Origin of the sequence: Agromyces sp. NPDC060279 (assembly GCF_042726785.1) — a bacterium.
In the GTDB taxonomy this organism is placed as follows: domain Bacteria; phylum Actinomycetota; class Actinomycetes; order Actinomycetales; family Microbacteriaceae; genus Agromyces.
On sequence record NZ_JBHXBK010000001.1, the window covers coordinates 1,201,523 to 1,226,791 of the forward strand.

22 protein-coding genes are annotated in these 25,269 nt (G+C 72.0%); 10 read left to right on the forward strand and 12 right to left on the reverse strand.

Annotated features, from left to right (window positions below; translation table 11 throughout):
• Nucleotides 1-143: 143 nt before the first annotated feature.
• Both ACFWE1_RS05685 and ACFWE1_RS05690 read right to left on the reverse strand, forming a co-directional pair.
• Nucleotides 144-614, reverse strand: coding sequence for an SRPBCC family protein (locus tag ACFWE1_RS05685; RefSeq protein WP_376932506.1), 471 nt, complete (start codon nucleotides 612-614; stop codon nucleotides 144-146).
• Nucleotides 611-1,045 (reverse strand): ArsR/SmtB family transcription factor, encoded by a 435-nt coding sequence (locus tag ACFWE1_RS05690; RefSeq protein WP_376932507.1) that lies wholly within the window; start codon nucleotides 1,043-1,045, stop codon nucleotides 611-613. The genes ACFWE1_RS05685 and ACFWE1_RS05690 overlap by 4 nt, the downstream gene beginning before the upstream one ends.
• Before the next feature lie 200 nt (nucleotides 1,046-1,245).
• Between ACFWE1_RS05690 and ACFWE1_RS05695 the strand changes: the two genes are divergently transcribed.
• Nucleotides 1,246-1,665 carry a VOC family protein gene (locus ACFWE1_RS05695; protein ID WP_376932508.1) on the forward strand — a complete coding sequence of 140 codons (420 nt, stop codon included), beginning with the start codon at nucleotides 1,246-1,248 and terminating at the stop codon, nucleotides 1,663-1,665.
• A gap of 151 nt (nucleotides 1,666-1,816) precedes the next feature.
• Here the strand turns inward: ACFWE1_RS05695 and ACFWE1_RS05700 are convergent, their stop codons facing one another.
• The 4 genes from ACFWE1_RS05700 to ACFWE1_RS05715 all read right to left on the reverse strand — a co-directional run bounded on the left by ACFWE1_RS05700 (nucleotide 1,817) and on the right by ACFWE1_RS05715 (nucleotide 4,223).
• Nucleotides 1,817-2,155, reverse strand: coding sequence for a zf-TFIIB domain-containing protein (locus tag ACFWE1_RS05700; protein WP_376932509.1), 339 nt, complete (start codon nucleotides 2,153-2,155; stop codon nucleotides 1,817-1,819).
• Nucleotides 2,156-2,337: 182 nt separating this feature from the next.
• Nucleotides 2,338-2,541 (reverse strand): cold-shock protein, encoded by a 204-nt coding sequence (locus tag ACFWE1_RS05705; protein WP_189083548.1) that lies wholly within the window; start codon nucleotides 2,539-2,541, stop codon nucleotides 2,338-2,340.
• Nucleotides 2,542-2,844: 303 nt separating this feature from the next.
• A complete protein-coding gene (locus ACFWE1_RS05710; protein WP_376932510.1) occupies nucleotides 2,845-3,399 on the reverse strand; it encodes a hypothetical protein in 555 nt (184 codons plus the stop codon).
• A 263-nt stretch (nucleotides 3,400-3,662) separates the two neighbouring features.
• Nucleotides 3,663-4,223: a hypothetical protein gene (locus ACFWE1_RS05715; protein ID WP_376932511.1), complete on the reverse strand. Its 561-nt coding sequence runs from the start codon at nucleotides 4,221-4,223 to the stop codon at nucleotides 3,663-3,665.
• A 119-nt stretch (nucleotides 4,224-4,342) separates the two neighbouring features.
• Between ACFWE1_RS05715 and ACFWE1_RS05720 the strand changes: the two genes are divergently transcribed.
• Genes ACFWE1_RS05720 through ACFWE1_RS05730 form a run of 3 tightly spaced genes read left to right on the forward strand, consistent with a single transcriptional unit; the run spans nucleotide 4,343 to nucleotide 7,694 of the window.
• Nucleotides 4,343-4,882 carry a hypothetical protein gene (locus ACFWE1_RS05720; protein ID WP_376932512.1) on the forward strand — a complete coding sequence of 180 codons (540 nt, stop codon included), beginning with the start codon at nucleotides 4,343-4,345 and terminating at the stop codon, nucleotides 4,880-4,882.
• Between the two features lie 35 nt (nucleotides 4,883-4,917).
• Nucleotides 4,918-6,924, forward strand: coding sequence for an ATP-binding cassette domain-containing protein (locus ACFWE1_RS05725; protein WP_376932513.1), 2,007 nt, complete (start codon nucleotides 4,918-4,920; stop codon nucleotides 6,922-6,924).
• A 14-nt stretch (nucleotides 6,925-6,938) separates the two neighbouring features.
• Entirely contained in the window at nucleotides 6,939-7,694 is a 756-nt protein-coding gene (locus tag ACFWE1_RS05730; protein WP_376932514.1) for an ECF transporter S component, read from the forward strand.
• 158 nt (nucleotides 7,695-7,852) lie between these two features.
• Here the strand turns inward: ACFWE1_RS05730 and metH are convergent, their stop codons facing one another.
• Nucleotides 7,853-11,389: a methionine synthase gene (gene metH / locus ACFWE1_RS05735; protein WP_376933072.1), complete on the reverse strand. Its 3,537-nt coding sequence runs from the start codon at nucleotides 11,387-11,389 to the stop codon at nucleotides 7,853-7,855.
• Nucleotides 11,390-11,805: 416 nt separating this feature from the next.
• Here metH and ACFWE1_RS05740 point away from each other — a divergent pair, with 416 nt between their 5' ends.
• Both ACFWE1_RS05740 and ACFWE1_RS05745 read left to right on the forward strand, forming a co-directional pair.
• Nucleotides 11,806-13,539, forward strand: a complete 1,734-nt coding sequence (locus ACFWE1_RS05740; RefSeq protein ID WP_376932515.1) for an ABC transporter ATP-binding protein — start codon at nucleotides 11,806-11,808, stop codon at nucleotides 13,537-13,539.
• Nucleotides 13,536-15,701 (forward strand): ABC transporter ATP-binding protein, encoded by a 2,166-nt coding sequence (locus tag ACFWE1_RS05745; protein WP_376932516.1) that lies wholly within the window; start codon nucleotides 13,536-13,538, stop codon nucleotides 15,699-15,701. The genes ACFWE1_RS05740 and ACFWE1_RS05745 overlap by 4 nt, the downstream gene beginning before the upstream one ends.
• A gap of 78 nt (nucleotides 15,702-15,779) precedes the next feature.
• Here the strand turns inward: ACFWE1_RS05745 and ACFWE1_RS05750 are convergent, their stop codons facing one another.
• Nucleotides 15,780-16,634 carry a 3-hydroxyacyl-CoA dehydrogenase gene (locus ACFWE1_RS05750; RefSeq protein WP_376932517.1) on the reverse strand — a complete coding sequence of 285 codons (855 nt, stop codon included), beginning with the start codon at nucleotides 16,632-16,634 and terminating at the stop codon, nucleotides 15,780-15,782.
• Nucleotides 16,635-16,707: 73 nt separating this feature from the next.
• A complete protein-coding gene (locus ACFWE1_RS05755) occupies nucleotides 16,708-17,175 on the reverse strand; it encodes a MarR family winged helix-turn-helix transcriptional regulator (RefSeq protein WP_376932518.1) in 468 nt (155 codons plus the stop codon).
• 142 nt (nucleotides 17,176-17,317) lie between these two features.
• Here ACFWE1_RS05755 and ACFWE1_RS05760 point away from each other — a divergent pair, with 142 nt between their 5' ends.
• Nucleotides 17,318-17,788 (forward strand): TIGR03618 family F420-dependent PPOX class oxidoreductase, encoded by a 471-nt coding sequence (locus ACFWE1_RS05760; RefSeq protein WP_376932519.1) that lies wholly within the window; start codon nucleotides 17,318-17,320, stop codon nucleotides 17,786-17,788.
• Complete coding sequence (locus ACFWE1_RS05765; RefSeq protein WP_376932520.1) at nucleotides 17,782-19,140, forward strand: nitrate/nitrite transporter; 1,359 nt, start codon at nucleotides 17,782-17,784, stop codon at nucleotides 19,138-19,140. Before ACFWE1_RS05760 ends, ACFWE1_RS05765 begins: the two co-directional genes overlap by 7 nt.
• 78 nt (nucleotides 19,141-19,218) lie before the next feature.
• Here ACFWE1_RS05765 and ACFWE1_RS05770 read toward each other — a convergent pair whose 3' ends face one another.
• Together ACFWE1_RS05770 and ACFWE1_RS05775 are read right to left on the reverse strand one after the other, a co-directional pair.
• Nucleotides 19,219-22,320 (reverse strand): DEAD/DEAH box helicase, encoded by a 3,102-nt coding sequence (locus ACFWE1_RS05770; RefSeq protein ID WP_376932521.1) that lies wholly within the window; start codon nucleotides 22,318-22,320, stop codon nucleotides 19,219-19,221.
• A gap of 199 nt (nucleotides 22,321-22,519) precedes the next feature.
• The gene (locus tag ACFWE1_RS05775; RefSeq protein WP_376932522.1) at nucleotides 22,520-23,026 is read right to left on the reverse strand and encodes an FBP domain-containing protein; all 507 of its coding nucleotides are present in this window, start codon (nucleotides 23,024-23,026) and stop codon (nucleotides 22,520-22,522) included.
• A gap of 77 nt (nucleotides 23,027-23,103) precedes the next feature.
• On the opposite strand from ACFWE1_RS05775, the gene ACFWE1_RS05780 reads away from it, so the two are divergent.
• Nucleotides 23,104-23,652 carry a TetR family transcriptional regulator gene (locus ACFWE1_RS05780; protein ID WP_376932523.1) on the forward strand — a complete coding sequence of 183 codons (549 nt, stop codon included), beginning with the start codon at nucleotides 23,104-23,106 and terminating at the stop codon, nucleotides 23,650-23,652.
• A gap of 146 nt (nucleotides 23,653-23,798) precedes the next feature.
• Here ACFWE1_RS05780 and ACFWE1_RS05785 read toward each other — a convergent pair whose 3' ends face one another.
• A complete protein-coding gene (locus tag ACFWE1_RS05785; RefSeq protein ID WP_376932524.1) occupies nucleotides 23,799-24,167 on the reverse strand; it encodes a winged helix-turn-helix transcriptional regulator in 369 nt (122 codons plus the stop codon).
• Nucleotides 24,168-24,278: 111 nt separating this feature from the next.
• On the opposite strand from ACFWE1_RS05785, the gene ACFWE1_RS05790 reads away from it, so the two are divergent.
• Nucleotides 24,279-25,139, forward strand: coding sequence for an SDR family oxidoreductase (locus ACFWE1_RS05790; RefSeq protein ID WP_376932525.1), 861 nt, complete (start codon nucleotides 24,279-24,281; stop codon nucleotides 25,137-25,139).
• Nucleotides 25,140-25,269 lie beyond the last annotated feature (130 nt).

The window sequence follows — 25,269 nt, forward strand, 5'->3', positions numbered from 1 at the left end:
CTCGGCGCGAGCCCCGCGGGCGCGGGGGGGTGCCGGGGGGGCCCCGGATAACAGATCGTCGCGGGGGGGACAACCCCCCCCACCACCGCACCCACCCTTCCCTTCCCCCCTCTCTTCCCCCCCCCCCCCGCTGCTCCGATCGCTCAGGCGACCACGTCGTCGAGGCGGGCGTAGCTCTCGGTGAGGCCGCGCTCCATGCCGCTCGCGACCATGCCGTCGCGGGCCTCGACGCTCGGGTAGACCGAGTGGATGGCGAGCCGGGTGCGACCGCCGCCGAGGTCCTCGAACCGGATCGTCTCGATGGCCACGACGTCGGGGTAACCCTCGAACTCGAAGGTCTGCACGGCGAGCTCGTTCTCGCGCACGGAGTGGAAGCTGCCGTTGAACGCGTAGCGCTCGCCCTGACCGTCGACGTGGACGTAGCGGTAGCCGCCGTGGCTCACGAAGTCCCACTGCTCGATCTGCATCTCGTAGCCGTTCGGCCCGAGCCACTGCTTCACGAGCTCGGGCTCGCGATGCGCCCGGAAGAGGCGTTCGACCGGCGCGTCGAACTCGCGGACGATGTCGATGAAGGGCAGGCCTTCGGGGGCGGTGATGGTGACGGGGTTCGTCATGATGGACTCGATTCCGGTGCGGGGCCGGCGGCGCCGGCGCCCGGGTCGGATGCCTCGGCCGAGGCATCCTGCTTCGTGGAAGGCGACCCGCCCGCTGGCGGGTCGTCGGCGAGCAGCGCGTCGAGCGAACGGAAACGCTGCTCGTGGATCAGCCGGTAGCGGTCGATCCACGCGGTGAGGGCTTCGAGGGCGGCGGGGTCGAGGTGCACGGGCCGACGCTGCGCGTCGCGCGTGCGCGTGACGAGCCCCGCGTGCTCGAGCACCTGGATGTGCTTCGACACCGCCTGCTTGCTGATGGCGAACGGCTCGGCGAGCTCGTTGACCGTCGCGGGCCCGCGGCTCAGGCGGGCGATGATGCGGCGGCGCACCGGGTCGGCGAGGGCGAGGAAGGCGCGGTCGAGGCGCTCGTCGGACGACGGGTCCAGGATCATCTCGCGCCCCCTCTCGTTCAGTGCCGTTCTTGATCAATCTGTCGCTTGATCAACCATCTGGTTGATTACCATACGCCGGGGCGCCCTGCGCGTCAAGCGATCTCCGAAACTCGTCGGCCCCGATATCCGCGCACCCCTCGCGCGCGGCCGACGAGGGGAGCAGAATCGGCGCGAAAGCCGATTCGATCGAAGGAGCAGTGATGTCCGTCACGCTGAATCCGTACCTGAACTTCCGCGACGAGGCGCGCCAGGCGCTCGAGTTCTACCACTCGGTGTTCGGCGGCACGCTGAACATGTCGACCTTCGCCGACTTCGGCCAGGCCGACGACGCGGCCGACGCCGACAAGATCATGCACGGCCAGATCGACGGCGACCACGGCGTCACGCTGATGGCGGCCGACACCCCGTCGCACCTCGAGTACCGCCCAGCCGCCGGATTCTCGGTCTCGCTCTCGGGCGACGACGACGCCGTGCTGCGCGGCTACTACGACCGGCTCGTCGACGGCGGCACCGTCGTGGAGCCGCTCGTCGTCGCGCCGTGGGGCGACGCGTTCGGCATGCTGGTCGACCGCTTCGGGATCAGCTGGGTCGTGAACATCTCGGGCAGCCCGCAGGCGTAGCGCGCCGGGCGCGCTCCCGCGCTTCCGCGCTCCCGCGCTCCCGCGCTCCCGCGGCGAAAGGGTCGCATTCCGACATCCGGTGCCCATCTCGGGCATCCCAGTGTCGGAATGCGACCCTCTCGTCAGTGTGGAGCCGGCGGGGTGGGACGGCTCAGTCGAAGAGCTCGGAGAGCCAGCTCTCCTTCTTCTTCTTGCGGTAGTGGCCCTGCTCGTAGCCCTGGCCCTGTCCGGTCATCTGACGCAGCAGGTCCATCGGATTCTGACCGCCCTGCTGCGCGGGCTGCTGGTACTGCGGCTGCTGGTACTGCGGCTGCTGCGGCGGGGCGGGCTGCTGGGGCGCCTGCGCACCCAGCTCGCGAGCCGCGCGCTCGAGGACCTTGTCGAGCTCGCCACGGTCGAGCCAGACGCCGCGGCAGGTGGGGCAGTAGTCGATCTCGATTCCGCTGCGCTCGCTCATCACGAGCACGGCGCCGTCAACGGGGCACTGCATCGGACTGGTTCCTTCCAGGTGCGTGTCGCCGGACCGGGCGATCCGATTCCCGCGAGCGTATTCGCCGAAGCTGTGGCGACGCTGGGGCGGCCCGGCAGCCGGTCGGCACCTGGACGGCGCCCGGAAACGATGAACGCCGCGGGGAGTTCACCCCGCGGCGTTCAGGTCGTTCGGTGCCGAGATCAGATCGCGCGGATCTTCTCCGCCTGCGGGCCCTTCTGACCCTGCGCGACGTCGAACTCGACCTTCTGCCCCTCGTCGAGCGAGCGGTAGCCGTTGCCGTCGATCGCGCTGAAGTGCGCGAAGACGTCAGCGCTGCCGTCGTCCGGGGAGATGAAGCCGTAGCCCTTTTCGGCGTTGAACCACTTGACGGTTCCGGTTGCCATGCTGTGTTTCCTTCGTTCGTGCCTATGGGCGGCTCGTGCCCGCCCTGCGCAGGCGACCGGACCGGTCGTCGCGCTCCGCGGATGCCCCGCGGGGGCCGAGGCGGAACGCTCATGGCGGCCGCACTCGAATCGGGTCATGCCGCACGGATGGATCCGCCCCCGGGCAATCAACGTGGAGGCACGGGCGGACGCCCGCTGAGTTGGAGTACTGGCTAACATAGCCCACCTGTGTCTTCCATCGGAAGACTCTCCACATCACGAAATCGGCACAGGATCCGGCTGTGTGTCGGAGTGTGACGCCGATCAGCATCCCGGCCCGCTGGGATTCGCCCGGCAATCGCCGTCGGTGAGCACGGTTTCGAACGTGCCGACCAGCAGCTCGAGCTCGCCGGCCTCGACCGGCAGAGTGCCGGGGATGCCTCGCCACGCGGACCCCGCGAAGCGGTACTCGGCGGCGTAGTGCACGGTCAGACGCACGGTGACGCGCCCCGCGCGCTGGAGGCGGAGCGAGCTGTCGGTGACCGCGAGTTCCGGGAGACCGAGCGCATCCCAGCTGCGGCCTGCGGATTCGGTCACGACCCGCTCACCCGTCGACGCGGACCACTCGTACGAAACCGGGGTGAACACGACCTCGACCGGGCGCCCCAGCAACGTGCCGCTGCGTGCGACGACGCCGGCATCGGCGAGGAGGTTCACCGGCCGCCCGACGATCGCCCAGCCCGACGGCTCGCTCGCGAGCCCGGACGGCCCAGGGTTGAACGAGGCGAGGTCGCGGAGCGTGAGTGCCGGCTCAGGCAGTGCCGGATCCGAGGGCGGCGGCTCCTCGCTCTCCGGAACCGCACAGATCGCCGGGTTCATCGGGCTGCAGTTCGCCGGCGGGGGTGGGGGTGGGGGTGCCTCAGTCACGATCGGCGCAGTTCGCCCCTCGTTGCCTTCATGTGGCTGCTCTTGGGCGTCACTCGGGGACTCGAGCGTTGCCCAGACATCAACCCCATCGGCGACGATTCCTCCCCCTGCAGACACATCAGACCCACAGACACCGCCTTTGATCGCCGAAGCCGTGCATGCAAATGCAGGCGTCGTGGCCACGAGGGACGCAGCGACGACCGCCATCACTGCAACTACTGACAGAAGGTGTCGCCGTCCCACGCTTCACTCCTAACAAGCCGCACTTGATCCTCCGAGGCCCCAAACTCCAGAATCACGGCAACATCGGCTTTGCGATCATCTGGCGTCACGTCGGTCCCACGACTGTCAAAGATCCTTGTCTCACCGACGCCGATGCACGCGTAGGCACGGATGATCTCGGGGTCGGCAGTCGCCACGTACTCGACCAGCCGGATCGACCTGAGCTCAACCGCACCGGTAGCTCTATAGCCCAATCGGGCCATCTCGTCGTAATCAGAGTTCAACTCTTCCAGGAACGGCGGGCCCACCACTTCGCTCAGTCCTGCCCGATCCGCGCCGCCCTTGGCGCTGATTTCGGCATCCACGGCCGCATACGCGGCATACGCGTCCTCGGCGGCGGCGAGGGCCTCCTCGTCGCTCGCGAAGATCGGCGGTGCCGGCGACGTGGGCGGCGCCGAGGGCGGCTCGGCGGGCTCCGCATCGCACCCGGCGAGCGCGGCGGCCAGGCCGAGCACCAGCGCAGCGGCGACGAGGGATCGACGGGTTCGAGGCATCCCTGCACGCTAGGCGACTCCGCCCACCCGGGCGGCCGACTGTCCACAGGCCCGCATCCGCCGCATCCCAGCGCGTCGCAGCGCGACATCCGATCTCTGACCCCCCTACGCTTGGGAACGTGATCTCCCCCACTCGCGCCTCCCTGCTCGCCGCGGCCGCACTGACCGCGCTCGCGCTCGCCGGCTGCACCGGGCAGCCCGCCCCGTCGCCCGCCGCCACTGACGCCGCGGCCACCGAGCCGGCGACCGGCACCTGCAGCGGCATCACGGTCATCGTCGACACCGGCGACCTCGAGCTCACCGACGACGCCTCGGTCGACAGCTGCGTGATCACCGAAGATCCGATGATCGCGGCCGACGCGCTCGCCCGCGCCGGCGTCGAGACCGAGGGCACCGCGCAGTACGGCGACCAGGTCGTCTGCCGGGTGAACGGCGTGCCGCAGCAGGACCTCGCGATCCCGGCCGCAGACGGCAGCGAGTACCACGAGGCCTGCGAAGCGATGCCGGCCGCGTTCGCGTACTGGGCGCTGTGGCAGAAGCCGGCCGACGGCGAGTGGGGCTACGCGCAGGAGGGCCTCAGCACCCTCGAACTGCAGCCCGGCGACGCCGTCGAGCTCCTCTTCACCCTCAACGACGAACCGGCCGCGCCCGCGGAGTGATCCCGCCGGCGCCTTCCACCTCCCCGGGTCACGCCATGTTCCGAATCCGAGCCGCACCGCTGCGGCACGCGGCGATCCTCGCCGTCGGATTCATCGTCGTGCGCGTGCTGTACCGCATCCTCTTCCACGGCGTCGACGGCAGCGGTGCCGTGCTGCTCGACCTGCCGGTCGTGCGCCTGCCCACCCCGTTCGCGCACGTCACGATGCTCGGGCCCATCACGAGCGGCGGACTCTGGAGCTCGGTCGAGAGCGCCCTGCCCATCGCGGCCGTCATCTTCGCGTTCGGGGCGATCAACGCGTGCATCGACCTGTCGAAGCTCTTCGCCCGCGGTGCGCGCGGCGGGCCGCTCCGCGGGGCGGCGCGCACCCTGGTGATCGCCTGGGCGACGGTCCCCGCGCTCGGCGACGCGGTCCGCCAGGTGGCGCTCGCCCGCAAGCTCCGCGGCTCCCGCGGCGCCGCCGCCCTGCTCGTGCCCCTCCTCGAGCGCACCGTCGAGCGCGCCGTCGCGATCGCCGCGGCGATGGAGGTGCGCGGCTTCGGCGCGCAGCGCTCGGTGGACGCCGGGAACGCGACCCCGATCGAGTTCCGCAACGTCGTGCTCGCGTACGGCGCGTGCGCGGACGCCGCGGACGCCGACCCCGGTGCGCCCGTCGAGGGGTGGACGCTCGCCGTCGACGAGTTCGTCGTACCCGCCGGCAGCCTCGTGCTCGTGAGCGGCCCGACCGGCTCGGGCAAATCGACCATGCTGCACGCGCTGAGCGGCCTGCACACGCACTTCGACGACGGCGAGCTGCACGGCTCCGCGCGGGTCGGCGGCATCGACCGCCGCACCGTCCCGCCGCGCGAGACCGCCGGTTTCGTCGGTGTCGTGCTGCAGAACCCGCGGATCGGCTTCGCGAGCGAGACCGTCGCCGACGAGATCGGGTTCGCCCCGACCGCCCGCGGCGTCGTCGCCTCGATCGTCTCCGCCCGCGTCGCCGAGGCCGCGGCGCGCGTCGGCGTGACGGCGTTGCTCGGCCGGGACATCCGCGCCCTGTCGGCCGGCGAGGCGACCCTCGTCGCGATCGCCGCCGCGCTCGTCGAGCGCCCGCGCATCCTCCTCGTCGACGAGCCGCTCGCCGACCTCGACGCCGAGGCGCGGCTGCGGATCCGCGCCCTGCTCGACTCCCTCGCCCACGAGCACGGCGTCTGCGTCGTCGTCGCCGAGCACCGCGTCGGCGAGCTCGCCGCGGTCGCCGACGCCCGCTTCGACATCCGCGACGGCCGCGTCGTGCGCATTCCGACCGGCGCGCAGCTCGAGCCGGCGGACGGGGCGGATGCCGCGAGCGGCGACCGCCCCGCGAGCGGGACGACGGGCGAGGCACGGCTCGAGGCCCGCGGCATCCACGTCGTGCTCGGCGGCCGGGTCGCGGTCGACGAGGCATCCCTCGATCTCTGCGCGGGCGAGATCGTCGCGCTCACCGGCCCCAACGGCGCCGGCAAGTCCACTCTGCTGCTCGCCCTCGCGCTGCCGAAGGACGCGGGCGCCGTCCGCGTGAACGGAACCGACGTGGCGCGCCTGCGGCGCCGGAGTCGGCGCGCGGCGGTCGCCCTCGTGCCCGAGGCGTCCGACGACCTGCTCTGCGCGACGAGCGCCGAGGACGAATGCCGCCGGGCCGACCGCGAGGCCGGTGCGGTGACCGGCACGACGCGCGCCCGCTTCCTCGCCTTCCTCGGCGCGCAGAACGGCACCACCACCGCCGCGCGGCTGCTCGCGAGCCATCCGCGGGACCTCTCCACCGGCGAGCGGCGCTGCCTCGCGATCGCGATCCAGCTGGCGGCGGATGCCTCGGTGCTGCTCATCGACGAGCCCACCCGCGGCCTCGACGCCCGCGCCAGATCGCTCGTCGCGGCGGCGCTGCGCACGGTCGCCGGCGAGGGCCGCGCGGTCGCGATCGCCACCCACGACCACGGCTTCGCGCGCGAGCTCGCCGAGCGCACCGTCGAGATGCGCGACGGCCGCCTCGGCGCCGGCGCCCTGCGGACGGCGGTGTCGTCGTGAAGTGGAGCCCCCGAGTGCAGACCCCGCTCGTCTGGGGCGGCCACCTGCTCGCCGCGGCGGCGTTCGCCTGGCCGCTGTTCGCCCCGGCCGTGCCGGCGGAGGCGCAGGGCGCGGTGCCGTTCGTCGCGCTCGCCCTCGCGCCGCTCGCCGCGGTGACGCTCGTGTTCGTGCTCGACGGGAGCGTGCGCTCCGCGAAGGTGCTCGCGCTGCTCGGCACACTCACCGCGGTCGGGGCCGCGGTGCGGGTGGTCGGTACCGGCGTCGGCGGCATCGAGGCGGTGTTCGTGCTGCTGATCCTCACCGGGCGGGCGTACGGGGCGCGCTTCGGATTCCTGCTCGGGGTGTTCGTGATCCTGCTGTCCTCGACGCTGCAGGGCGGCTTCGGGCCGTGGACGCCGTTCCAGATGTTCGCGTGCGGCTGGGTCGGCGCCGGGGCTGGGCTACTCCCCCGCCTCCGCGGACCGCGCGCGACCCTCGCCGAGATCGCCATGCTCGCGGGCTACGGCGTGCTCGCCTCGTACGCCTTCGGGCTCGTCATGAACTTCTGGTACTGGCCGTTCGCCGTCGGCACCGGTGCCGGGATCTCCTACGAGCCGGGCGCGTCGCTCGGCGAGAACCTCGGCAGCTTCCTGCTGTACTCGCTGATCACGTCGACCGCCAGCTGGGACACGCTGCGCGCCATCACGACGGTGATCGGCCTGGCGGTGGCGGGGCCGGCGGTGCTCGCGGCCCTGCGGCGGGCGAAGTTGCCGCGCGACGCGCTGCGCTGAGGGCTGGGCCCGTGGTTCGACGAGCCTGGTTCGCTGAGCCTGGTTCGCTGAGCCTGGTTCGCTGAGCCCGTCGAAGCGGACGCCCCTTCGACGAGCTCAGGGGACCAACCCTTCGACGAGCTCAGGGAACCAGCCGTTCGACGGGCTCAGGGGGCCAGTCAGACGGAGAAGTACTTCGCCTCGGGGTGGTGGAACACGAAGGCATCCGTCGACTGCTCGGGGTGCAGCTGCAGCTCCTCGCTCAGCTCAACCCCCATGCGCTCTGGGCGCAGCAGCTCGACGACCTTGCGGCGGTCCTCCATGTCGGGGCAGGCGGGGTAGCCGAGCGAGAACCGCGCACCCCGGTACTCGAGCTTGAAGAGACCCGCGGCATCCGCCGGGTCCTCGGCGGCGAAGCCGAGCTCCGCCCGGATGCGCGCGTGCCAGAACTCGGCGAGCGCCTCGGTGAGCTGCATGACGAGGCCGTTCAGCTCGTAGTAGTCGCGGTAGCGGTTCTCGGCGAAGAGCTTCGCGGTGACCGCGTCGATGCTCGCGCCCGCCGTGACGAGCTGCACGGGCAGGACATCGACCGCGCCCGACTCCCGCGACCGCACGAAGTCGGCGAGGCAAAGGTGACGGTCGCGACGCTGCCGCGGGAAGCGGAAACGCAGCCGCTCGGCACCGAGCTCGCCGCCCGAGCCGCCGTCGGGCGCGAGCAGGCCAGCCCTGCCCAGCACCCCCTGCGGATCGTCGCCGTGGTGCAGGATCACGACGTCGTCGCCCTCGGAGACGACCGGGAAGTAGCCGTACGCGACCGAGGCGTCGAGCATGCCCTCGGCGAGGATGCGGTCGAGCCAGTACCGGAGTCTCGGCCGCCCCTCGCGCTCGACGAGTTCCTCGTAGCTCGCGCCGCCGTCGCCGCGGCCGGGCTTCAGCCCCCACTGGCCGAGGAACGTCGCCCGCTCGTCGAGGAACGCCGCGTAGTCGGCGAGCGCGATGCCGCGCACGATGCGGGTGCCCCAGAACGGCGGGGCGGGCACGGCGTTGTCGCGCGCGACGTCGGAGCGCGCGGGCATCGCGTCGGGCTCGGTGAGCGTCAGCCGTGAGCCGGCGGAGTGGATGCGCTTCTTCAGCGCCGGCAACCCCACCTCGGCGGGGTCGGCGCCGCGGGCGATGCGCACGAGCGGCTCCATCAGGGCGAGTCCTTCGAAGGCGTCGCGCGCGTATCGGACCTCGCCGTCGAAGAGGCCGGCGAGGTCGTCTTCCACGTAGGTGCGGGTGAGCGCCGCGCCGCCGAGGATGACGGGCCAGCGTTTCGCGAGGCCTCGGGCGTTCAGCTCCTCGAGGTTCTCCTTCATGACGACCGTGGACTTCACGAGCAGCCCGGACATGCCGATCACGTCGGCGTCGTGCTGCTCGGCGGCGGCGATGATGTCCGCGATGGGCTGCTTGATGCCGAGGTTGATCACCTCGTAGCCGTTGTTCGTCAGGATGATGTCGACGAGGTTCTTGCCGATGTCGTGCACGTCGCCGCGCACGGTGGCGAGGACGATGCGGCCCTTGCCCGCGGCATCCGCCTTCTCCATGTGCGGTTCGAGCAGGGCGACGGCGTTCTTCATGACCTCGGCCGATTGCAGCACGAAGGGCAGCTGCATCTCGCCCGCGCCGAAGCGTTCGCCGACGGCCTTCATGCCCTCGAGCAGGTGGTCGTTGATGATGCCGAGCGCCGTCATGCCGTCGGCGAGCGCGAGCTGGAGGTCGGCTTCGAGCCCCTTGCCCTCGCCGTCGACGATGCGGCGTTCGAGGCGCTCGCCGACGGGAAGGGCGGCGAGCTCGGCGGCGCGCTGGTCGCGGAGCGCGGCGGTGTCGACGCCGGCGAAGAGGTCGAGCATGCGGGCCAGCGGGTCGGAGGTGACGTTGCCCTCGGCGTCGAAGGCGCGGCGGTCCCAGACGAGGTCGAGGGCGACCTCGCGCTGCTCGGGCGAGAGCGAGGCGAGCGGCACGATCTTGGCGGCGTCGATGATGCCGGAGTCGAGGCCCGCCTCGACCGCCTCGTGCAGGAAGACGGAGTTCAGCACGCTGCGAGCGGCCGGGTTCAACCCGAAGGAGACGTTGGAGACGCCGAGCGTGAAGTGCAGCCCCGGGTACGTCTCGTGCAGGCGGCGGATCGCCTCGATCGTCTCGATCGCGTCGCGGCGCGTCTCCTCCTGACCGGTCGCGATCGGGAAGGTGAGCGCGTCGAGCACGATGTCGTGCTCATGCAGCCCCCACTCCCCCGTGAGCTCCTCGACGAGGCGGGTGGCGATGCGCACCTTGTCGTCGGCGGTGCGCGCCTGCCCCTGCTCGTCGATCGTCAGGGCGACGACGGCGGCGCCGTGCTCCTTCACGAGCGGCATGATGCGGCCGAAGCGGGAGGCGGGGCCGTCGCCGTCCTCATAGTTGACGGAGTTCACGACGGGCCGGCCGCCGATCAACTCGAGCCCGGCGGCGATCACGGCGGGCTCGGTGGAGTCGACGACGAGCGGCAGGGTCGAGGCGCTCGCGAGCCGGGAGACGATCTCGCGGATGTCGGCGACGCCGTCGCGGCCGACGTAGTCGACGCAGACGTCGAGGAGGTGGGCGCCGACGCGGGTCTGCTGCTTCGCGATCTCGACGCAGTCCTCGTAGCGTCCCTCGAGCATGGCCTCGCGGAACGCCTTCGAGCCGTTCGCGTTGGTGCGCTCGCCGATCGCGAGGTACGCGGCATCCTGGTCGAAGGGCACGTGCTGGTAGAGCGAGGCGACGCCCGGCTCGATGCGCGGGCGGCGGGATGCCTCGCCGACGACGGGCGCCGAGGCATCCGCTCCCTCGGGCCGGAGCCGCGCGACGACCGCGGCGAGGTGCTCGGGCGTCGTGCCGCAGCAGCCGCCGACGAGGGCGAGGCCGAACTCGCGCACGAACTGCTCGTGCGCCGTCGCCAGCTCGGCTGGGGTGAGCGGGTAGTGCGCGCCGTCGGCGCCGAGCACCGGCAGGCCGGCGTTCGGCATGCACGCGACCGGCACGGGCGAGTGCTTGGAGAGGTGGCGGAGGTGCTCGCTCATCTCAGCCGGGCCCGTGGCGCAGTTCAGGCCGATCGCGTCGACGCCGAGGGGTTCGAGCGCGGTGAGGGCCGCGCCGATCTCGGAGCCCATGAGCATGGTGCCGGTGGTCTCGACGGTCACCTCGACGAGGATGGGCAGGCGGATGCCGCGGGCGACGATCGCCTGCTTGCAGCCGTTCACCGCGGCCTTCGTCTGCAGCAGGTCCTGCGAGGTCTCGATGAGGAAGGCGTCGGCGCCGCCGTCGATGAGCCCTTCGGCCTGCAGGGCGAAGGTCTGCTTGAGGTGCTCGTACGTGGTGTGGCCGAGGCTCGGCAGCTTCGTGCCGGGGCCCATGGAGCCGAGCACCCAGCGGAGGCGCCCGTCGGCGCGCTCGGCGGCCTCGACGCGCTCGCGGGCGATGCGGGCGCCCGCCTCGGCGAGCTCGGCGATGCGCTCGTCGATGCCGTAGTCGGAGAGGTTCGACCAGTTGGCGCCGAAGGTGTTCGTCTCGACGGCGTCGATGCCGACGGCGAGATAGGCGTCGTGGATGCCGCCGATGACGTCGGGGCGCGTGACGTTCAGGATCTCGTTGCAGCCCTCGTGCCCCTCGAAGTCGGCCTCGAGGGAGAGCTCGTGCTGCTGCAGCATGGTGCCCATCGCGCCGTCGGCGATGACCACCCGGCTGCGCAGGGCGTCGAGCAGCGCCGCGGCGCGCGGCGCACGGGGCACCGCCTCGGTGTCGAGGGGGAAACGCGGGGCGCTCGCGCCCGGGGCGGTGGTCAGGCCGGTCACGCGGGCGAGTCTAATCGGGAGGCCCGACGCCGGGCGCGGATGGGTCGCCATGCTGCGCCGGCACTGGGATGCCGATCGGAACGGAGATGGTACCCCGGGACCATGCCGCCTCCCCCGAGCGGTGGTTGCGGGATTTCAAAACACGATATATCGTGACTCCTCGTCGAACGCGATATATCGTGATTTTCCTTGCGTTCGCGGACCGCGTACGCGGATGTCGGCGGGGCGCTGCACAATGGAGCGTCCCTCCGCACCGACACGATCGAATCCCGGAGTCTCCCGTGCTTGCAAAGCTGCTCGTCAGATACCTCAAACCGTACAAATGGCTCTTGCTGGGGGTGCTGGTCTTCCAGTTCCTCTCCGCACTCGCGAGCCTCTACCTCCCGCGCCTGAACGCCGACATCGTCGACGAGGGCGTCTCCCGCGGCGACACCGCCTACATCTGGTCGACGGGCACCTTCATGCTCACGATCTCGCTCGGCCAGATCCTGTGCTCGATCATCGCCACGTACTTCGCCGCTCGCGCGGCCATGCAGCTCGGCCGCGACATCCGCAACGACGTCTTCGAGCGCGTCTCGAGCTTCTCCGAGCGCGAGGTGTCGAAGTTCGGCCCCGGCTCGCTCATCACCCGCAACACGAACGACGTGCAGCAGGTGCAGATGCTCGCGATGATGGCGGCGACGTTCCTCGTGACGGCGCCGCTGCTCGCGATCGGCGGCATCATCATGGCGCTCCAGCAGGACGTCGGGCTGAGCTGGATCATCGGCGTCGCAGTGCCGACCCTGCTCGTGCTCGCCGCCCTCGTCATCGGCCGCATGGTGCCGCTGTTCCGCTCCTACCAGCGCAAGCTCGACGGCGTGAACCGGGTCATGCGCGAGCAGCTCACCGGCATCCGCGTCATCCGCGCCTTCGTGCGCGAGCCGATCGAAGAAGAGCGCTTCCGCGAGGCGAACACCGACATCATGGTCGTCGGCCGCAAGGTCGGCTCGCTCTTCGTGCTGCTCTTCCCCCTCTTCATGCTGATCCTGAACGTCACCACCATCGCGGTGATCTGGTTCGGCGCGATCGAGGTCGACCAGGGCGGCGTGCAGATCGGCACGCTCCTCGCCTTCATGCAGTACATCGGCATCATCCTCGGCGGCGTGCTCATGGCGAGCTTCATGACGATGATGATCCCGCGTGCGGCGGTCTCGGCCGACCGCATCGGCGAGGTGCTGCACGCCGACACCTCCCTCGAGCGCCCGGCCGACGCCATCAGCGAGTTCCCCGAGACCGGCACGGTGACCTTCCGCGACGCGGCGTTCACCTACCCCGGCGCCGAGCACCCCGTGCTCGAGGGCATCTCCTTCAGCGCCGCCCGCGGCGAGACCGTCGCCATCGTCGGCTCCACCGGCGCCGGCAAGACGACGCTCGTCTCGCTCATCCCGCGGCTGTTCGACGCGACGAGCGGCGAGGTCGTCGTGAACGGCGTCGACGTGCGCCGCGCCGACCTCGACGCGCTCTGGCAGACGATCGGCCTCGTGCCGCAGCGCCCCTTCCTGTTCAGCGGCACCGTGGGCTCGAACCTGCGCTTCGGCCGCGAGGACGCCACCGACGAGGAGCTCTGGCACGCGCTCGAGATCGCACAGGGCCGCGACTTCGTCGAAGAGATGCCGGGCGGGCTCGACGCCCGCATCGCGCAGGGCGGCACCAACGTGTCGGGCGGGCAGCGTCAGCGGCTCGCCATCGCCCGGGCGATCGTGCACGCGCCCGAGATCCTCGTCTTCGACGACTCGTTCTCGGCGCTCGACCTCACGACCGACGCCAGACTCCGCCAGGCGCTCTGGCGGGAGCTCCCCGAGGTCACCAAGATCGTGGTCGCGCAGCGCGTCTCCACGATCACCGACGCCGACCGCATCGTCGTCCTCGAGGACGGCGGCATGGTGGGCGTCGGCACGCACGCCGAGCTCCTCGAGACGTGCCAGACGTATCGCGAGATCGTCGAATCCCAGCTCGGAGTGGAGGCCGCACGATGACCCGCACGACCCCGCAGCAGCCGGAGCTCAGCGAAGAGGAGAAGCTCGAACTCGAGCTCGCCGAGCAGGCTCGCATCTCCGCCGACGACTGGTCGGGGGCGGTCGCGCCCGGCAAGGCGAAGAACTTCCGCCAGTCCTTCGGCCGGCTCCTCGGCCTCCTGGCCCCGCACAAGTACGCCTTCGCCCTGGTCTCGCTCCTCGGCGCGGTCGGCGTGGTGCTCACCGTGCTCGGCCCGAAGGTGCTCGGTGAGGCGACCAACCTCGTCTTCGCCGGCGTCATCGGCTCGCAGCTCCCGGCCGGAACGACGACCGATCAGGCCGTCGAGCAGCTCCGAGCAGCCGGCCAGGAGGAGATCGCGAACATCGTCGCCGCCGCCGGGGTCGTCCCCGGCGAGGGCATCGACTTCGTGCGCCTCAGCCAGGTCATCATCCTGGTGCTCGGCCTGTACTTCGCGGCGGCGGTGCTCACCTGGCTCCAGGGCTACGTGATCAACGTCATCATGGTCCGCACCATGTGGCGCCTGCGCGAAGAGGTCGAGGCGAAGATCAACCGCCTGCCCCTCAGCTACTTCGACAAGGTGCAGCGCGGCGAGCTGATCTCGCGCGTGACGAACGACATCGACAACATCACCCAGATGATGCAGCAGTCGCTCTCCGGGGCGCTCACCGCGGTGCTCACCGTGGTCGGCGTGCTCATCATGATGTTCTCGATCTCGTGGCAGCTCTCGCTCGTCGCCCTCGTCTCGCTGCCGCTCATGGCCGTGATCTTCGGCATCATCGGCCCGAAGTCGCAGAAGGCCTTCGGCATCCAGTGGCGCAAGGTCGGCCGGCTGAACGCCCGCGTCGAGGAGTCCTTCTCCGGTCACGCGCTCGTCAAGGTCTTCGGCCGCGAGCAGTCGAGCCTCGAGGCGTTCAAGGCCGAGAACGAGGAGCTCTACCGCGCCTCGTTCAAGGCGCAGTTCCTCTCGAACATCATGATGCCCGGGATGATGTTCATCGGGAACCTGACCTACGTCGGCATCGCGGTGCTCGGCGGGCTCATGGTGGCCGGCGGCCAGCTGCGGCTCGGCGACGTGCAGGCGTTCATCCAGTACTCGCAGCAGTTCACGCAGCCCCTCTCGGAGCTCGGCGGCATGGCCGCCGTGGTGCAGTCGGGCACGGCCTCGGCCGAGCGCGTCTTCGAGCTGCTCGACCAGGACGAGCAGGAGGCCGACGCGGCCGACGCGCCCGCCCCGGCGAACGGCGACGGCACGATCGAGTTCGAGCACGTCTCCTTCGCGTACCACCCCGACCGGCCGCTCATCCGCGACCTCTCGTTCCGGGTCGAACCCGGGCAGACCGTCGCGATCGTGGGGCCGACGGGCGCCGGTAAGACGACGCTCGTGAACCTCATCATGCGGTTCTACGAGCTGAACGGCGGCCGCATCCTGCTGAACGGCCAGGACATCGCCGAGCTCACCCGGCACGACGTCCGCGCCCGCACCGGCATGGTGCTGCAGGACCCGTGGCTGTTCGCCGGCACGATCCGCGAGAACATCCGCTACGGCCGGCAGTCGGCGAGCGACGACGAGATCGTCGCCGCGGCGAAGGCCACCTACGTGGACCGCTTCGTGCACTCGCTGCCCGACGGGTACGACACCGTGCTCGACGAGGACGCCGCCAACGTGTCCGCCGGCGAGAAGCAGCTCATCACGATCGCCCGCGCGTTCGTGTCGCAGCCCTCGGTGCTGATCCTCGACGAGGCGACGAGCTCCGTCGACACCCGCACCGAACTGCTGCTGCAGAACGCGATGGCGGCGCTCCGCGAGGGGCGCACCTCCTTCGTGATCGCGCACCGGCTCTCGACGATCCGCGACGCCGACCTCATCCTCGTGATGGAGCACGGCGACATCGTCGAGCAGGGCAACCACGAGCAGCTGATCGAGAAGAAGGGCGCGTACTACCGCCTCTACAACTCGCAGTTCGAGCAGGCGGCCACCGATCTCGACGCCGAGGCGGCGCTCGGCGACGGCACCGTCGTCACGGGCGAGGCCGACGACGAGTCGGTCGACGGCGAGCGCGGCAATGGCGATGGCCTGAGCGAGGGCGGCGCGACCGCCGACGCCCAGGGCGGGGCTCCGGCCACGGCCCAGCGTTCGGCGGGCTCCGCCGAGACGAGCTAGCCGCTCACCCCACGCAGAACGCCCGCCCCTCCGAGTGGAGGGGCGGGCGTTCCGTCGTTCGCGGGAGCCGGCGGCGGCTCAGGCCGCGGGGTAGGTGTAGAAGCCCTCGCCCGTGGCGACGCCGAGCTTGCCCTGGTCGATGTAGCGCTCCTTGATGAGCGCGGCGAAGGCGCGTTGCTTCTCGTCGCCCATCATCGAGATGTTGTACGCCGTCGTCAGGCCGACGATGTCGTAGATCTGGAACGGCCCCATCGGCGCGCCGGTGCCGATGCGCCAGGTCTGGTCGATCGCCTCGGGCTCGGCGATGCCGTCGACGAGCAGCTCGCCCGCGGCCTGCAGGAACGGCACGAGCAGCGAGTTCAGCAGGTAGCCGGCCTTCTCCTTCTTGATCTCGATCGGGACCATGCCGATCTGCCCGGCGAACTCGACGACCGCGCGGTACACGGCCGGGTCGGTCTGCTCGGTTCCCATCACCTCGGCGGTGTTGTGCGCCCAGACGCGGTTCGCGAAGTGCAGCGCCAGGAACTGCTCGGGCCGCCCGGTGAACGGCGCGAGGGCGCTCGGCAGCAGGGTCGAGGAGTTCGTCGCGAAGATGGTGCGGGCGGGGGCGACCCGGCCGAGCTCCTCGTAGACGGACTTCTTGATGTCGGGGTTCTCCGGCACGGCCTCGATCACGAGGTCCGCGTCGGCGACGGCGTCGGCGAGCACGTGGCTCGTGCGGATGCGCGCGAGCGCCTCCTCGGCCTTGCCCTCGGCTGCGCCGGCCACGCCCTCGGCGCGGTAGGTCTCGGCGAGCTTGGCGAAGCGGTCCTTCGCCGCGGCGAGCGCGGGCTCGTCGACGTCGTAGGCCACCACGTCGAAGCCGTGGTACGCGGTCTGGAACGCGATCTGCGAGCCGAGCACTCCGGTGCCGAGCACGGTGATGTGTTGCATGGTCATTCCTCTTCTCTTGTGGAGCTTCTGGTGGAGCTGCGCGAGCGGCGGCGGACCTCCCGCTCGGGCGACGTCAGGGGCGGGTCTCGCCCTCGGCGTCGCGGTTGAAGCGCTGCAGGTCGCGCGCGAAACGCGCCACCTCGTCATCGCTCCAGTCGGACAGGTGGCGGTCGACGACGCCCTGCAGGATGCCGATCGCCTCGTGGTACGCGGCCCACCCGTCCTCGGTGAGTTCGAGGGGCGTGCCTCGGCCCGAGGCGTCGGCGAGCTCGCGCACGACGCCGAGGCGGACGAGGCCGGCGAGCTGCCGGGACACGGTCGAGCGGTTCAGCCGGAACGCCTGCGCGATGTCGGTGGAGCGGGCGCCCGGGTGCTCGACGAGGTAGCCGAGGATCGACTGCTCGGTCATCGAGAGCCGGGTGCGCGCGGTCCGGGCGTCGGCGACGCCGCGGCGGGAGACGACGATGAGGGCGCTCAGGATGGCGGCGGCGTCCGCGCGCCGCGGGCTTCCGTCGGCGCCCCGCGCTGCTGCTGCGACCATCTCGACCTCCCGGTTCTGCTGTTGCTATATGCAACGCTACGCTCGCCCGTTGCATTCCGCAACACCGAACTGGCGCGGCCGCTCCGCCTCGCTTGCCTCGCCCCGGCCGGGCTGCGAGGCTTGACGCGGAGGTCCCCACCAGATGCCAGCTTCACCATCCACGTCCCACGAGCCGCCCGCCCCCTTCGCGTTCGATCCCGCGAACCCCGTGCACGCCCGGGCGCTCGCACGGCTCGGCACCGAGGAGGTCGCCTGGCTCGGCACGATCGATCGGCACGGCTTCCCGCACGCGGTGCCGGTGTGGTTCCTCTGGGAGGGCGACACGATCCAGGTGCTCGTGCAGCCCGGCTCGGTGAAGACGCGCAACGTGCGCCGCGACCCGAAGGTGCTCGTGCACTTCGAGACCGACGCCGAGGGCGAGGACGTCACCGTGTTCCAGGGCGTCGCCGAGCTCGGCGAGGAGTCCGCGGCCGAGTGGATGCAGCGGCTCGGCGAGCCCTATCTCGCGAAGTACCGCGCCGGGCTCGATCGGCTCGGCTGGTCGCTCGACCGGATGACGAGCGACTACTCCGCCGTGCTCCGCGTGCGCCCCACGAAGCTCATCGGATGGTGACCCGCGTCGCCGCCGCAGCGCCCTGGCGCATCTGGGTCGTCTGGGCGGTCGGCGTCGCGGCGTACATCGTCTCGGTCACGAACCGCACGTCCCTCTCCGCCGTCGGCGTCGACGCGGCGGAGCGCTTCCAGGCGGATGCCTCGACGCTGTCGATGTTCGCCGTCATCCAGCTCGCGGTCTACGGGCTCATGCAGATCCCCGTCGGCCTGCTGCTCGACCGCTACGGCGCGCGGCCGATCATCACGATCGGCATGCTGCTGATGGCCACGGGCCAGCTCGTGATGGCCTTCGCGCCGAACGTGGGCATCGCGATCTTCGCGCGCATGCTGCTCGGGGCCGGCGATGCGGCGATCTTCCCGAGCGTGCTGCGCGTGGTCGCGACGTGGTTCCCCGATCAGCGCTCGCCGTTCATCGTGCAGATGACGGGCATCGTCGGCCAGCTCGGCCAGCTGCTCGCGCTGCTGCCGATGGCCGCCCTGCTGCACGCGACGAGCTGGTCGGTGGCCTTCGGCAGCCTCGCCGGGCTCGGCGTGCTCTTCGCCGTGCTGACGTTCGGGGTCATCCGCAACCGGCCGCCCGGCCGCGACGCCGACATCGCGGTCAACACCGAGACAGGCGCGATCCGCGTCGTCACCTCGGCCGCCGACCTGCGCGAGGGATTCCGCGAGAGCTGGGGGCACCCCGCGACCCGGCTGGCGTTCTGGTCGCACTTCACCACGCCGTTCGCCGGCACCGCATTCGTGATGCTCTGGGGCTTCCCATTCCTCACGAGCGGGCAGGGCTTGAGCCCCGCGACCGCCTCGCTCATCGTGAGCGTCTTCGTCGTGTTCGGCATGATCGTCGGTCCGGTGATCGGGCTGCTCTCGAGTCGGCATCCGATGCGCCGTTCGCGTCTGCTGGTGCTGCCGATCGTCGGCATCCAGGCGGTGGTCTGGATCGCCGTCATCGTGTGGCCGGGCCAGACGCCGCTGTGGCTGCTGTTCGGGCTCGCGCTCGCGCTCGCGACGGGCGGACCGGCCTCGATGATCGCCTTCGACCACGCGCGCACCTACAACCCGAGCCACCGGCTCAGCACGGCGAACGGCATCGTGAACGGCGGCGGCTTCATCGCGGCGCTCATCGCGATCTTCCTGATCGGCCTCGCGATGGACCTGCAGGGCGCGGGCACGCCCGAGAACTACTCGCTCGAGGCGTTCAAGATCGCGTTCCTCACGCAGCTGCCGCTCTGGGCGCTCGGCTCGCTCATGATCGTCATCGAGCGCAAGCGCACCCGGGTGCACCTCGGCATCGAGGAACCCCGCCGCCGGCGCCCGCGCCCTGGCTCCAACCCCAACCCCAACCCCGGGGCATGACGTCAGTATTCGCGGGTCGTGAGCACTCGGCACCCGCGAAAACTGACGTCGTGCGGTGAGCGAGGGCCGGAGGCGGGCTCAGCCGTCGAGGAGGGCGCGCAGCTCGTCCGCGCTGAACCGTGCCTCGGCGAAGTCGACGTCGTCGGGGCCGAGCGCGTCGGACTCGGATGCCTCGCCCCGGCCCTCGGCGTCGACCTGCTCCGACCCCCCTGCCCCCGCCCCGAGCACCCCCGCGACCAGCTCGCCCTTGCGTGCCTGCAGAGCGAGCACCTTCTCCTCGATAGTGTCGGCGGCGACGAGCCGGTAGACCATCACCCGCTCGGTGCGGCCGATGCGGTGCGCGCGGTCGATCGCCTGCTGCTCGCTGGCCGGGTTCCACCACGGGTCGAGCAGGAACACGTAGTCCGCCTCGACGAGGTTCAGCCCGAAGCCGCCCGCCTTGAGGCTGATCAGGAACACCTGCGCCTCCCCCGCCCGGAACCGGGCCGCCTCGGCATCCCGCCGCGTCACCGGCGTCGAACCGTCGAGCAGCGCGAAGGGGATGCCGGCCCCCTCGAGCCGCGCCGCGGCGCGCGCGAGAAACGAGGTGAACTGGCTGAAGACGATCGCCCGGTGCCCCTCGGCGATGAGCTCCTCGAGCTGCTCGAGCAGCGCGTCGAGCTTCGCCGAGCCGAGGCCGTCGTGCGCGGGGTCGATGAGCCCGGGGTCGAGGGCGAGCATGCGCAGCAGGGTGAGCGAGCGGTAGAGGATGAAGCGGCCGCTCTCGTCCTTCACGAGATCGAGCAGCTTCTGCCGCTCGCGCTGCAGGGTCGCGTCGTAGATGCGCCGGTGGGCGGCCGAGAGCTCGACGGCGATCGTCTGCTCCTGCTTCTCGGGCAGCTCGGGCGCGACGAGCTCCTTCGTGCGGCGCAGCAGGAACGGGCGGATGCGTCGCCGCAGCTTCGCGAGACGCTCAGCGTTGCCGTCGTCCTCGATCGGGCGGCGGTAGCGCTCGTCGAAGCCGCGCCGGCTCGGGAAGAGCCCTGGTGCGACGAGGCGCAGGATCGCCCACAGCTCGTCGAGGTGGTTCTCGATCGGCGTGCCGGTGAGGGCGAGCACGAAGGGCGCGCGGATGGCCCGGGCCGCCTCGTGCACCCGCGTTTTCGGGTTCTTCACGAACTGGGCCTCGTCGAGCACGAGCCCGCCCCACGCCACCTCGGCGAAGCGCGCCGCCTCGAGCCGGAGCACCGCGTAGCTCGTCACCACGAGGTCGGCGGCGGCCGCCGCCTCGGCGATGCCCGGCCGCCCCGCGCGCTCGGTCGTGGTGAGGCGCGCGACGCGGAGGCCGGGCACGAAGCGCGCCGCCTCGGCGACCCAGTTCGACGCCACCGAGGTGGGCGCGACGACGAGGAACGGACCCGAGCCCTCCTGCACGCCGTGGGCGACGAGCGCGAGCGCCTGCGCCGTCTTGCCGAGCCCCATGTCGTCGGCGAGGACCGCCCCGAGCCCCGCCGACCGCATGCGGGCCAGCCAGCGGAAACCCTCGAGCTGGTACGGCCGGAGCGGCACCGCGAACCCGGCGGGCGGCTCGATCCGGGCCGGCGCGGCCGAGGCATCCGCGCCCTCCGAGGGCGCCCCGACCGCGGCGACGAGCGCACGCCAGGCGATCGCGGGCCCCTCGAACTCGGCGAGATCCTCGAAGTCCGCGTACAGGGCGAGCGCCTGCTCGCGCGGCATCCTGAGGCCCGCCTCCCACTCGACCAGCCCCTCGGCTTCGGCGATGAGCGCGCGCAGCTCGTCGAAGACGGGCAGCTCCAGCGACAGGTAGCTGCGGTCGACGAGGAGCAACCGCTTGCGCCCCTGCGCGAGCGCACGGAACAGCGGCAGGAACGGCACCGGCTTGCCGTTCACGGTGACCACGACGCCGAGGTCGAGCCAGTCGGTCTTGGGCGACTCGACCATCGTGACCCGCAGCTCGGGCGGGTCGAGCAGCTCGCGGTAGTCGGGGCGCTCGCCGCGCTCCTCGATCACGAGGCGCCGCGTCTCGGCAAGGCGCTCGAGCTCGGGCAGCCGCTCGGCGACGAAGCGCGCGGCGTCGATGCCGCGCAGCACGACCGCCTCGAACGGCACCCAGCCGAGCACGTCGAGCACGCGCGCGACGAGGTCGGGGTCGCGCTCGGCATCCGCCCGGCCTTCGCCATCCTCCGCGTCGGCTGCGGTCGCCTCGGCGACGCGGCCGTCGGCGAAGCGCCAGCTCCACGCGACGCGCACGACGTCGCCCGTCTCGTAGCGCAGCTGCAGCACGAGCTCGGCCGGTGGGGCGGGCGGCGGCTCGAAACTGCCGTCGGCGCTCTGCACCGGCACCGCCTGGGCGAGCGCGAAGTAGTGCGTGCGGGTGAACTCCGCGAGCTCGGCGGCGGGGACCCGCACGGGATCGGGCCACTCGAGGAGTGCGAGCTGCGCGGCCGACGGCGGCGCGGCGAACGGGGCCAGCTCGATCGCGCCCCGTTCGAAGGCGGCGCGGTACAGGCCGTGCCGGCCGATCGTCCGCACCCCGGTGAGCGGCACCGGGGCCGGCGCCCGCGGGCCGGCGAAGCGCGCCACCGGGGCGAGGCTGAGGCCGCCGTCGTCGGCGCTCGCGTCGAGGCCGAGCTCGGCGGGCCCGAGCACGTGCACGGTCGGGGTCGCCTCGCCGCCCACGAGCGGGATGCCGAGGCGCACCGCCTCGGCGAGCAGCGCCCAGAGCACGGGGCTCTCGTACTCGTCGAGCGTGATCCAGTCGGAGCCGTAGGGGGTGTAGACGCCGGGGTTGCCGCCCTTCAGCAGCGCGAACTGGGCGAACCAGCGGGCGTGCACCGGGTCGTAGCCGCCCGCCTCGCCCTGGTAGGCGACGTTCTGCCAGGTGAGCCCCTGCTTCACCCAGGCCCCGCGGGCGCCGCGCGTCATCGGCCGGGCGGCGAGCCGATCGACCTGGGCGAGGCGGGTGGCCGGCTCGTCCTTCGGGCCGCGCCACTGCCCCGGGCGGAGCTCGAGCCGGTGCCGCAGTTCGAACTGCAGCGCGAGCGGGGTCGGCATCTGCCTGCCCGCCGCGGCTGACGCACGCCCCTCGGGTGCGGCCGACGCGCCGCGCGCGCCCGGGTCTCGTGCTGGGACGAGTCCGTCGAGCGCCGCGCGCCAGTCGGCGGGGTCGGTCGGCGTCACCACACCATGCTCGCAGCTCCCGCCGACGTGCGGGCGCCGGGCGCGTACGAGGTGCACGACGGATGCCTCGGCGCCCCCTCTGCGCCGGCGCGCCGAGGCATCCGTCGTGCGAATCGCGTGTGTGTCGGGGCGGGGCGGGGCGGGGCGGGGCGGGGCGGGGCAGGGCGGGGCAGGGCAGGGCAGGGCAGGGCAGGGCGGCTCAGCCGAGCACGTCGGCGAAGAAGGCGTCGATGCGCTCGGCGAGGCCCGCGACCCGGGCCGCGACGATCTCCTCGACCGGCGGATCGAGCGGACCGCGCAGCGGCGGCTGCCGCACTCGGGCGTGGCAGCCGAGGTCCTCGCACGCGAGCACGCCGACGGTGTCTCCGCGCGGCCCCGCCGCACCGGCGCGCGGCGCGGTGAACATCGCCACCTCCTCGAACCGGGCGGTGAACCGGCAGAAGGTGCACATCACGGCCCGGTCGGGCCGGCCGGGCGCGCGGGCGATCGTGAGCAGCAGCCCCTCCGGCCGAGGTGGTCCCGAGGGCGTCGCCGCCCAGCGCACGAGGTAGCCGCGGTGGCGAGCCCGGCCATCGCGCCAGGCGAGCACGTCCCGCGCCGACCAGTCGAGTTCGCCGAGGGCGCGCGGCAGCAGCATGGTGCGGCGCACCCGTTCGTCGGTGTTCCGGATCGACCCGCGGATCTCCGCTGGGGTCATCGCGCGCATGAGTGCACTCCTCTCTTGAATTGGGCATGTGCCCAACTTCACGCTAGAGCAGTTTTGGGCGCGTGTACAATTCGAGGGTGAGCTACCTGTCGCACGACGAACGACGCACCGAGCTGCTGCACGCCGCCGTTCGCGTGCTCGAGCGCGACGGCCTCGCCGCCGTCACCTCGCGCGCCGTCGCGAGCGAGGCCGGCGTCTCCCCCGGGCTCGTGCACCACCGCTTCGCGAGCACCTCCGAGCTCGCCGCCGAGGCCTGGCTCGCCTACGTCGAGCGCGAGCGCACCGCCTACGAGCTCGAGACGCCGACCCCGGGCCGGGCCGCGGTGGACGCGTTCTTCGCCCCGTTCGCCGACGGCGACCTCGCCGGGCTCGCCCGGTGGGCGGATGCCTGGCGCCACGCCCAGAGCGACGAACGCTTCGCCGGGGCCTTCGCCGAGAGCTACCGCGCGCTCGAACGCTCCCTCGCCGCGCGCCTGCCCGGCGCGGGCGACCGCACGGCCGCCGCGAGCCGCCTGCTGCTCATCGCCTTCGGCGTGGCCGGAGCGCAGCGGATCGATCCGGCCCTGCTCCCCGCCCCCGGGGCACTCATGGCCGCCGCCATCGACCGGGAGCTCGCCACCCCCTGAGCCCGCGCGCCGCCATCCACCCCGCGCCATCCGCCAGCCTGCGCACCCTCCCGCCCCTCATGACGTCACTTTTTGCGGGTGCGCGAGCCCCGGCACCCGCAAAAAGTGACGTCATGAGGGGCGGGAGGGGCGGGAGGGACGGCAGGTCAGGGCTGCTGCTCGACGATGCCCTCGGCGTGCTCGGCGACCCAGCCGACGAGGGGCAGCATGCGCTGCATGAGCTCCTCGCCGAGGGGGCTCAGCGAGTACTCCACGCGCGGCGGCACCTCGGGATAGGAGGTGCGCACCACGATGCCGTCGGCCTCGAGCGTGCGCAGCGTGGAGGCGAGCATCTTCTCGCTGATGCCGTCGACCTCGCGGCGCAGTTCGCCCCACCGCAGGGTGCCCTCACTGAGGGCGAGCAGCACGAGCACGCCCCAGCGGCTCATGACGTGGTCGAGCACGACGCGGGTCGGGCAGCCGTGGGTGAAGATCTTCGGGCGCTCGATGCGCAGATCCGCAAGACTTACCTGCATGTGGGTACCTTACCGAAAAGTGGGTACCCTCCGGAAGGAATGCGGATGTCGCGGCATCCGGTTGGCCCATGGTGACGCCGGAGAGGCCGGCGCTTCCGAAAGGACCATCGCATGACCATCCTCGTCACCGCCGCCTCCGGCCAGCTCGGCCGCCTCGTCGTCGACGCGCTGCTCGAGCGCGGCGTCGCCCCCGCCGAGCTCGTCGCCACCGCCCGCGACACGGCGAAGCTGCAGTCCGCCGCCGAGCGCGGCGTGCGCACCGCCGTACTCGACTACGACCGCCCGGAGACGATCGCCGCCGCGCTCGACGGCGTCGACACCGTGCTGCTGATCTCGGGCAGCGCCCCCGGCGCCCGCGCCGCCGGGCACCGCAACGTCATCGACGCCGCGAAGGCTGCCGGCGTCGCGAAGCTCGTCTACACGAGCGTGCCGAACGCGACCACCGCCGAGTTCGTGCTCGCGCCCGACCACAAGGCGACCGAGGAGGCGATCGTCGCGTCCGGCGTGCCCGCCGTCATCGCCCGCCACAACTGGTACACCGAGAACTACGTCGGCGACGTGCAGCAGGCCGCCGAGTCGGGCACGATCGTCGCGAGCGTCGGCGACGGCAAGGTCGCGAGCGCGACCCGCGCGGACCTCGCCGCCGGGCTCGCGGTGCTGCTGACCGAGGACGGCCACCTCGGCGCCGTGTACGACTTCTCCGGCGAGCACGCCTGGGGGTACGAGGAGCTCGCCGCCGCGGCATCCGAGCTCACCGGCCGCGAGGTCGTGTACACCCCGGTGTCGAGCGAGGAGCACGTCGCCGCACTGCAGGCCGCCGGCCTCGACGCGGGCACCGCCGGCTTCGTCGCGGGGATCGACGACGGCATCCGCCGCGGCGTGCTCGCGAACGCCGACGGCACCCTCGCGCGCCTCATCGGCCGGCCGACGACCTCGCTCGTCGAGGGGCTCCGCCAGGCGATCTCCGCCTGAGCCGGCCCTACACCCACCGTGTCGTCACTTTTTGCGGGTCTGGAGCGCCCGCCACCCGCAAAAAGTGACTTCACGGGCATGGGTAGGGATCGGGCGCGGGTGGGGATCGGGGCGCGGGCGGGGATGGCGC

Excerpts from the sequence above, each read along its gene's own strand:
- ACFWE1_RS05685 (WP_376932506.1), bottom strand. The coding sequence starts at position 614 with ATGACGAACCCCGTCACCATCACCGCCCCCGAAGGCCTGCCCTTCATC.
- ACFWE1_RS05690 (WP_376932507.1), bottom strand. The coding sequence starts at position 1,045 with ATGATCCTGGACCCGTCGTCCGACGAGCGCCTCGACCGCGCCTTCCTC.
- ACFWE1_RS05695 (WP_376932508.1), top strand. The coding sequence starts at position 1,246 with ATGTCCGTCACGCTGAATCCGTACCTGAACTTCCGCGACGAGGCGCGC.
- ACFWE1_RS05700 (WP_376932509.1), bottom strand. The coding sequence starts at position 2,155 with ATGCAGTGCCCCGTTGACGGCGCCGTGCTCGTGATGAGCGAGCGCAGC.
- ACFWE1_RS05705 (WP_189083548.1), bottom strand. The coding sequence starts at position 2,541 with ATGGCAACCGGAACCGTCAAGTGGTTCAACGCCGAAAAGGGCTACGGC.
- ACFWE1_RS05710 (WP_376932510.1), bottom strand. The coding sequence starts at position 3,399 with ATGAACCCGGCGATCTGTGCGGTTCCGGAGAGCGAGGAGCCGCCGCCC.
- ACFWE1_RS05715 (WP_376932511.1), bottom strand. The coding sequence starts at position 4,223 with ATGCCTCGAACCCGTCGATCCCTCGTCGCCGCTGCGCTGGTGCTCGGC.
- ACFWE1_RS05725 (WP_376932513.1), top strand. The coding sequence starts at position 4,918 with ATGTTCCGAATCCGAGCCGCACCGCTGCGGCACGCGGCGATCCTCGCC.
- metH (WP_376933072.1), bottom strand. The coding sequence starts at position 11,389 with ATGGGCACCATGCTGCAGCAGCACGAGCTCTCCCTCGAGGCCGACTTC.
- ACFWE1_RS05745 (WP_376932516.1), top strand. The coding sequence starts at position 13,536 with ATGACCCGCACGACCCCGCAGCAGCCGGAGCTCAGCGAAGAGGAGAAG.
- ACFWE1_RS05750 (WP_376932517.1), bottom strand. The coding sequence starts at position 16,634 with ATGCAACACATCACCGTGCTCGGCACCGGAGTGCTCGGCTCGCAGATC.
- ACFWE1_RS05755 (WP_376932518.1), bottom strand. The coding sequence starts at position 17,175 with ATGGTCGCAGCAGCAGCGCGGGGCGCCGACGGAAGCCCGCGGCGCGCG.
- ACFWE1_RS05760 (WP_376932519.1), top strand. The coding sequence starts at position 17,318 with ATGCCAGCTTCACCATCCACGTCCCACGAGCCGCCCGCCCCCTTCGCG.
- ACFWE1_RS05765 (WP_376932520.1), top strand. The coding sequence starts at position 17,782 with ATGGTGACCCGCGTCGCCGCCGCAGCGCCCTGGCGCATCTGGGTCGTC.
- ACFWE1_RS05775 (WP_376932522.1), bottom strand. The coding sequence starts at position 23,026 with ATGCGCGCGATGACCCCAGCGGAGATCCGCGGGTCGATCCGGAACACC.
- ACFWE1_RS05785 (WP_376932524.1), bottom strand. The coding sequence starts at position 24,167 with ATGCAGGTAAGTCTTGCGGATCTGCGCATCGAGCGCCCGAAGATCTTC.
- ACFWE1_RS05790 (WP_376932525.1), top strand. The coding sequence starts at position 24,279 with ATGACCATCCTCGTCACCGCCGCCTCCGGCCAGCTCGGCCGCCTCGTC.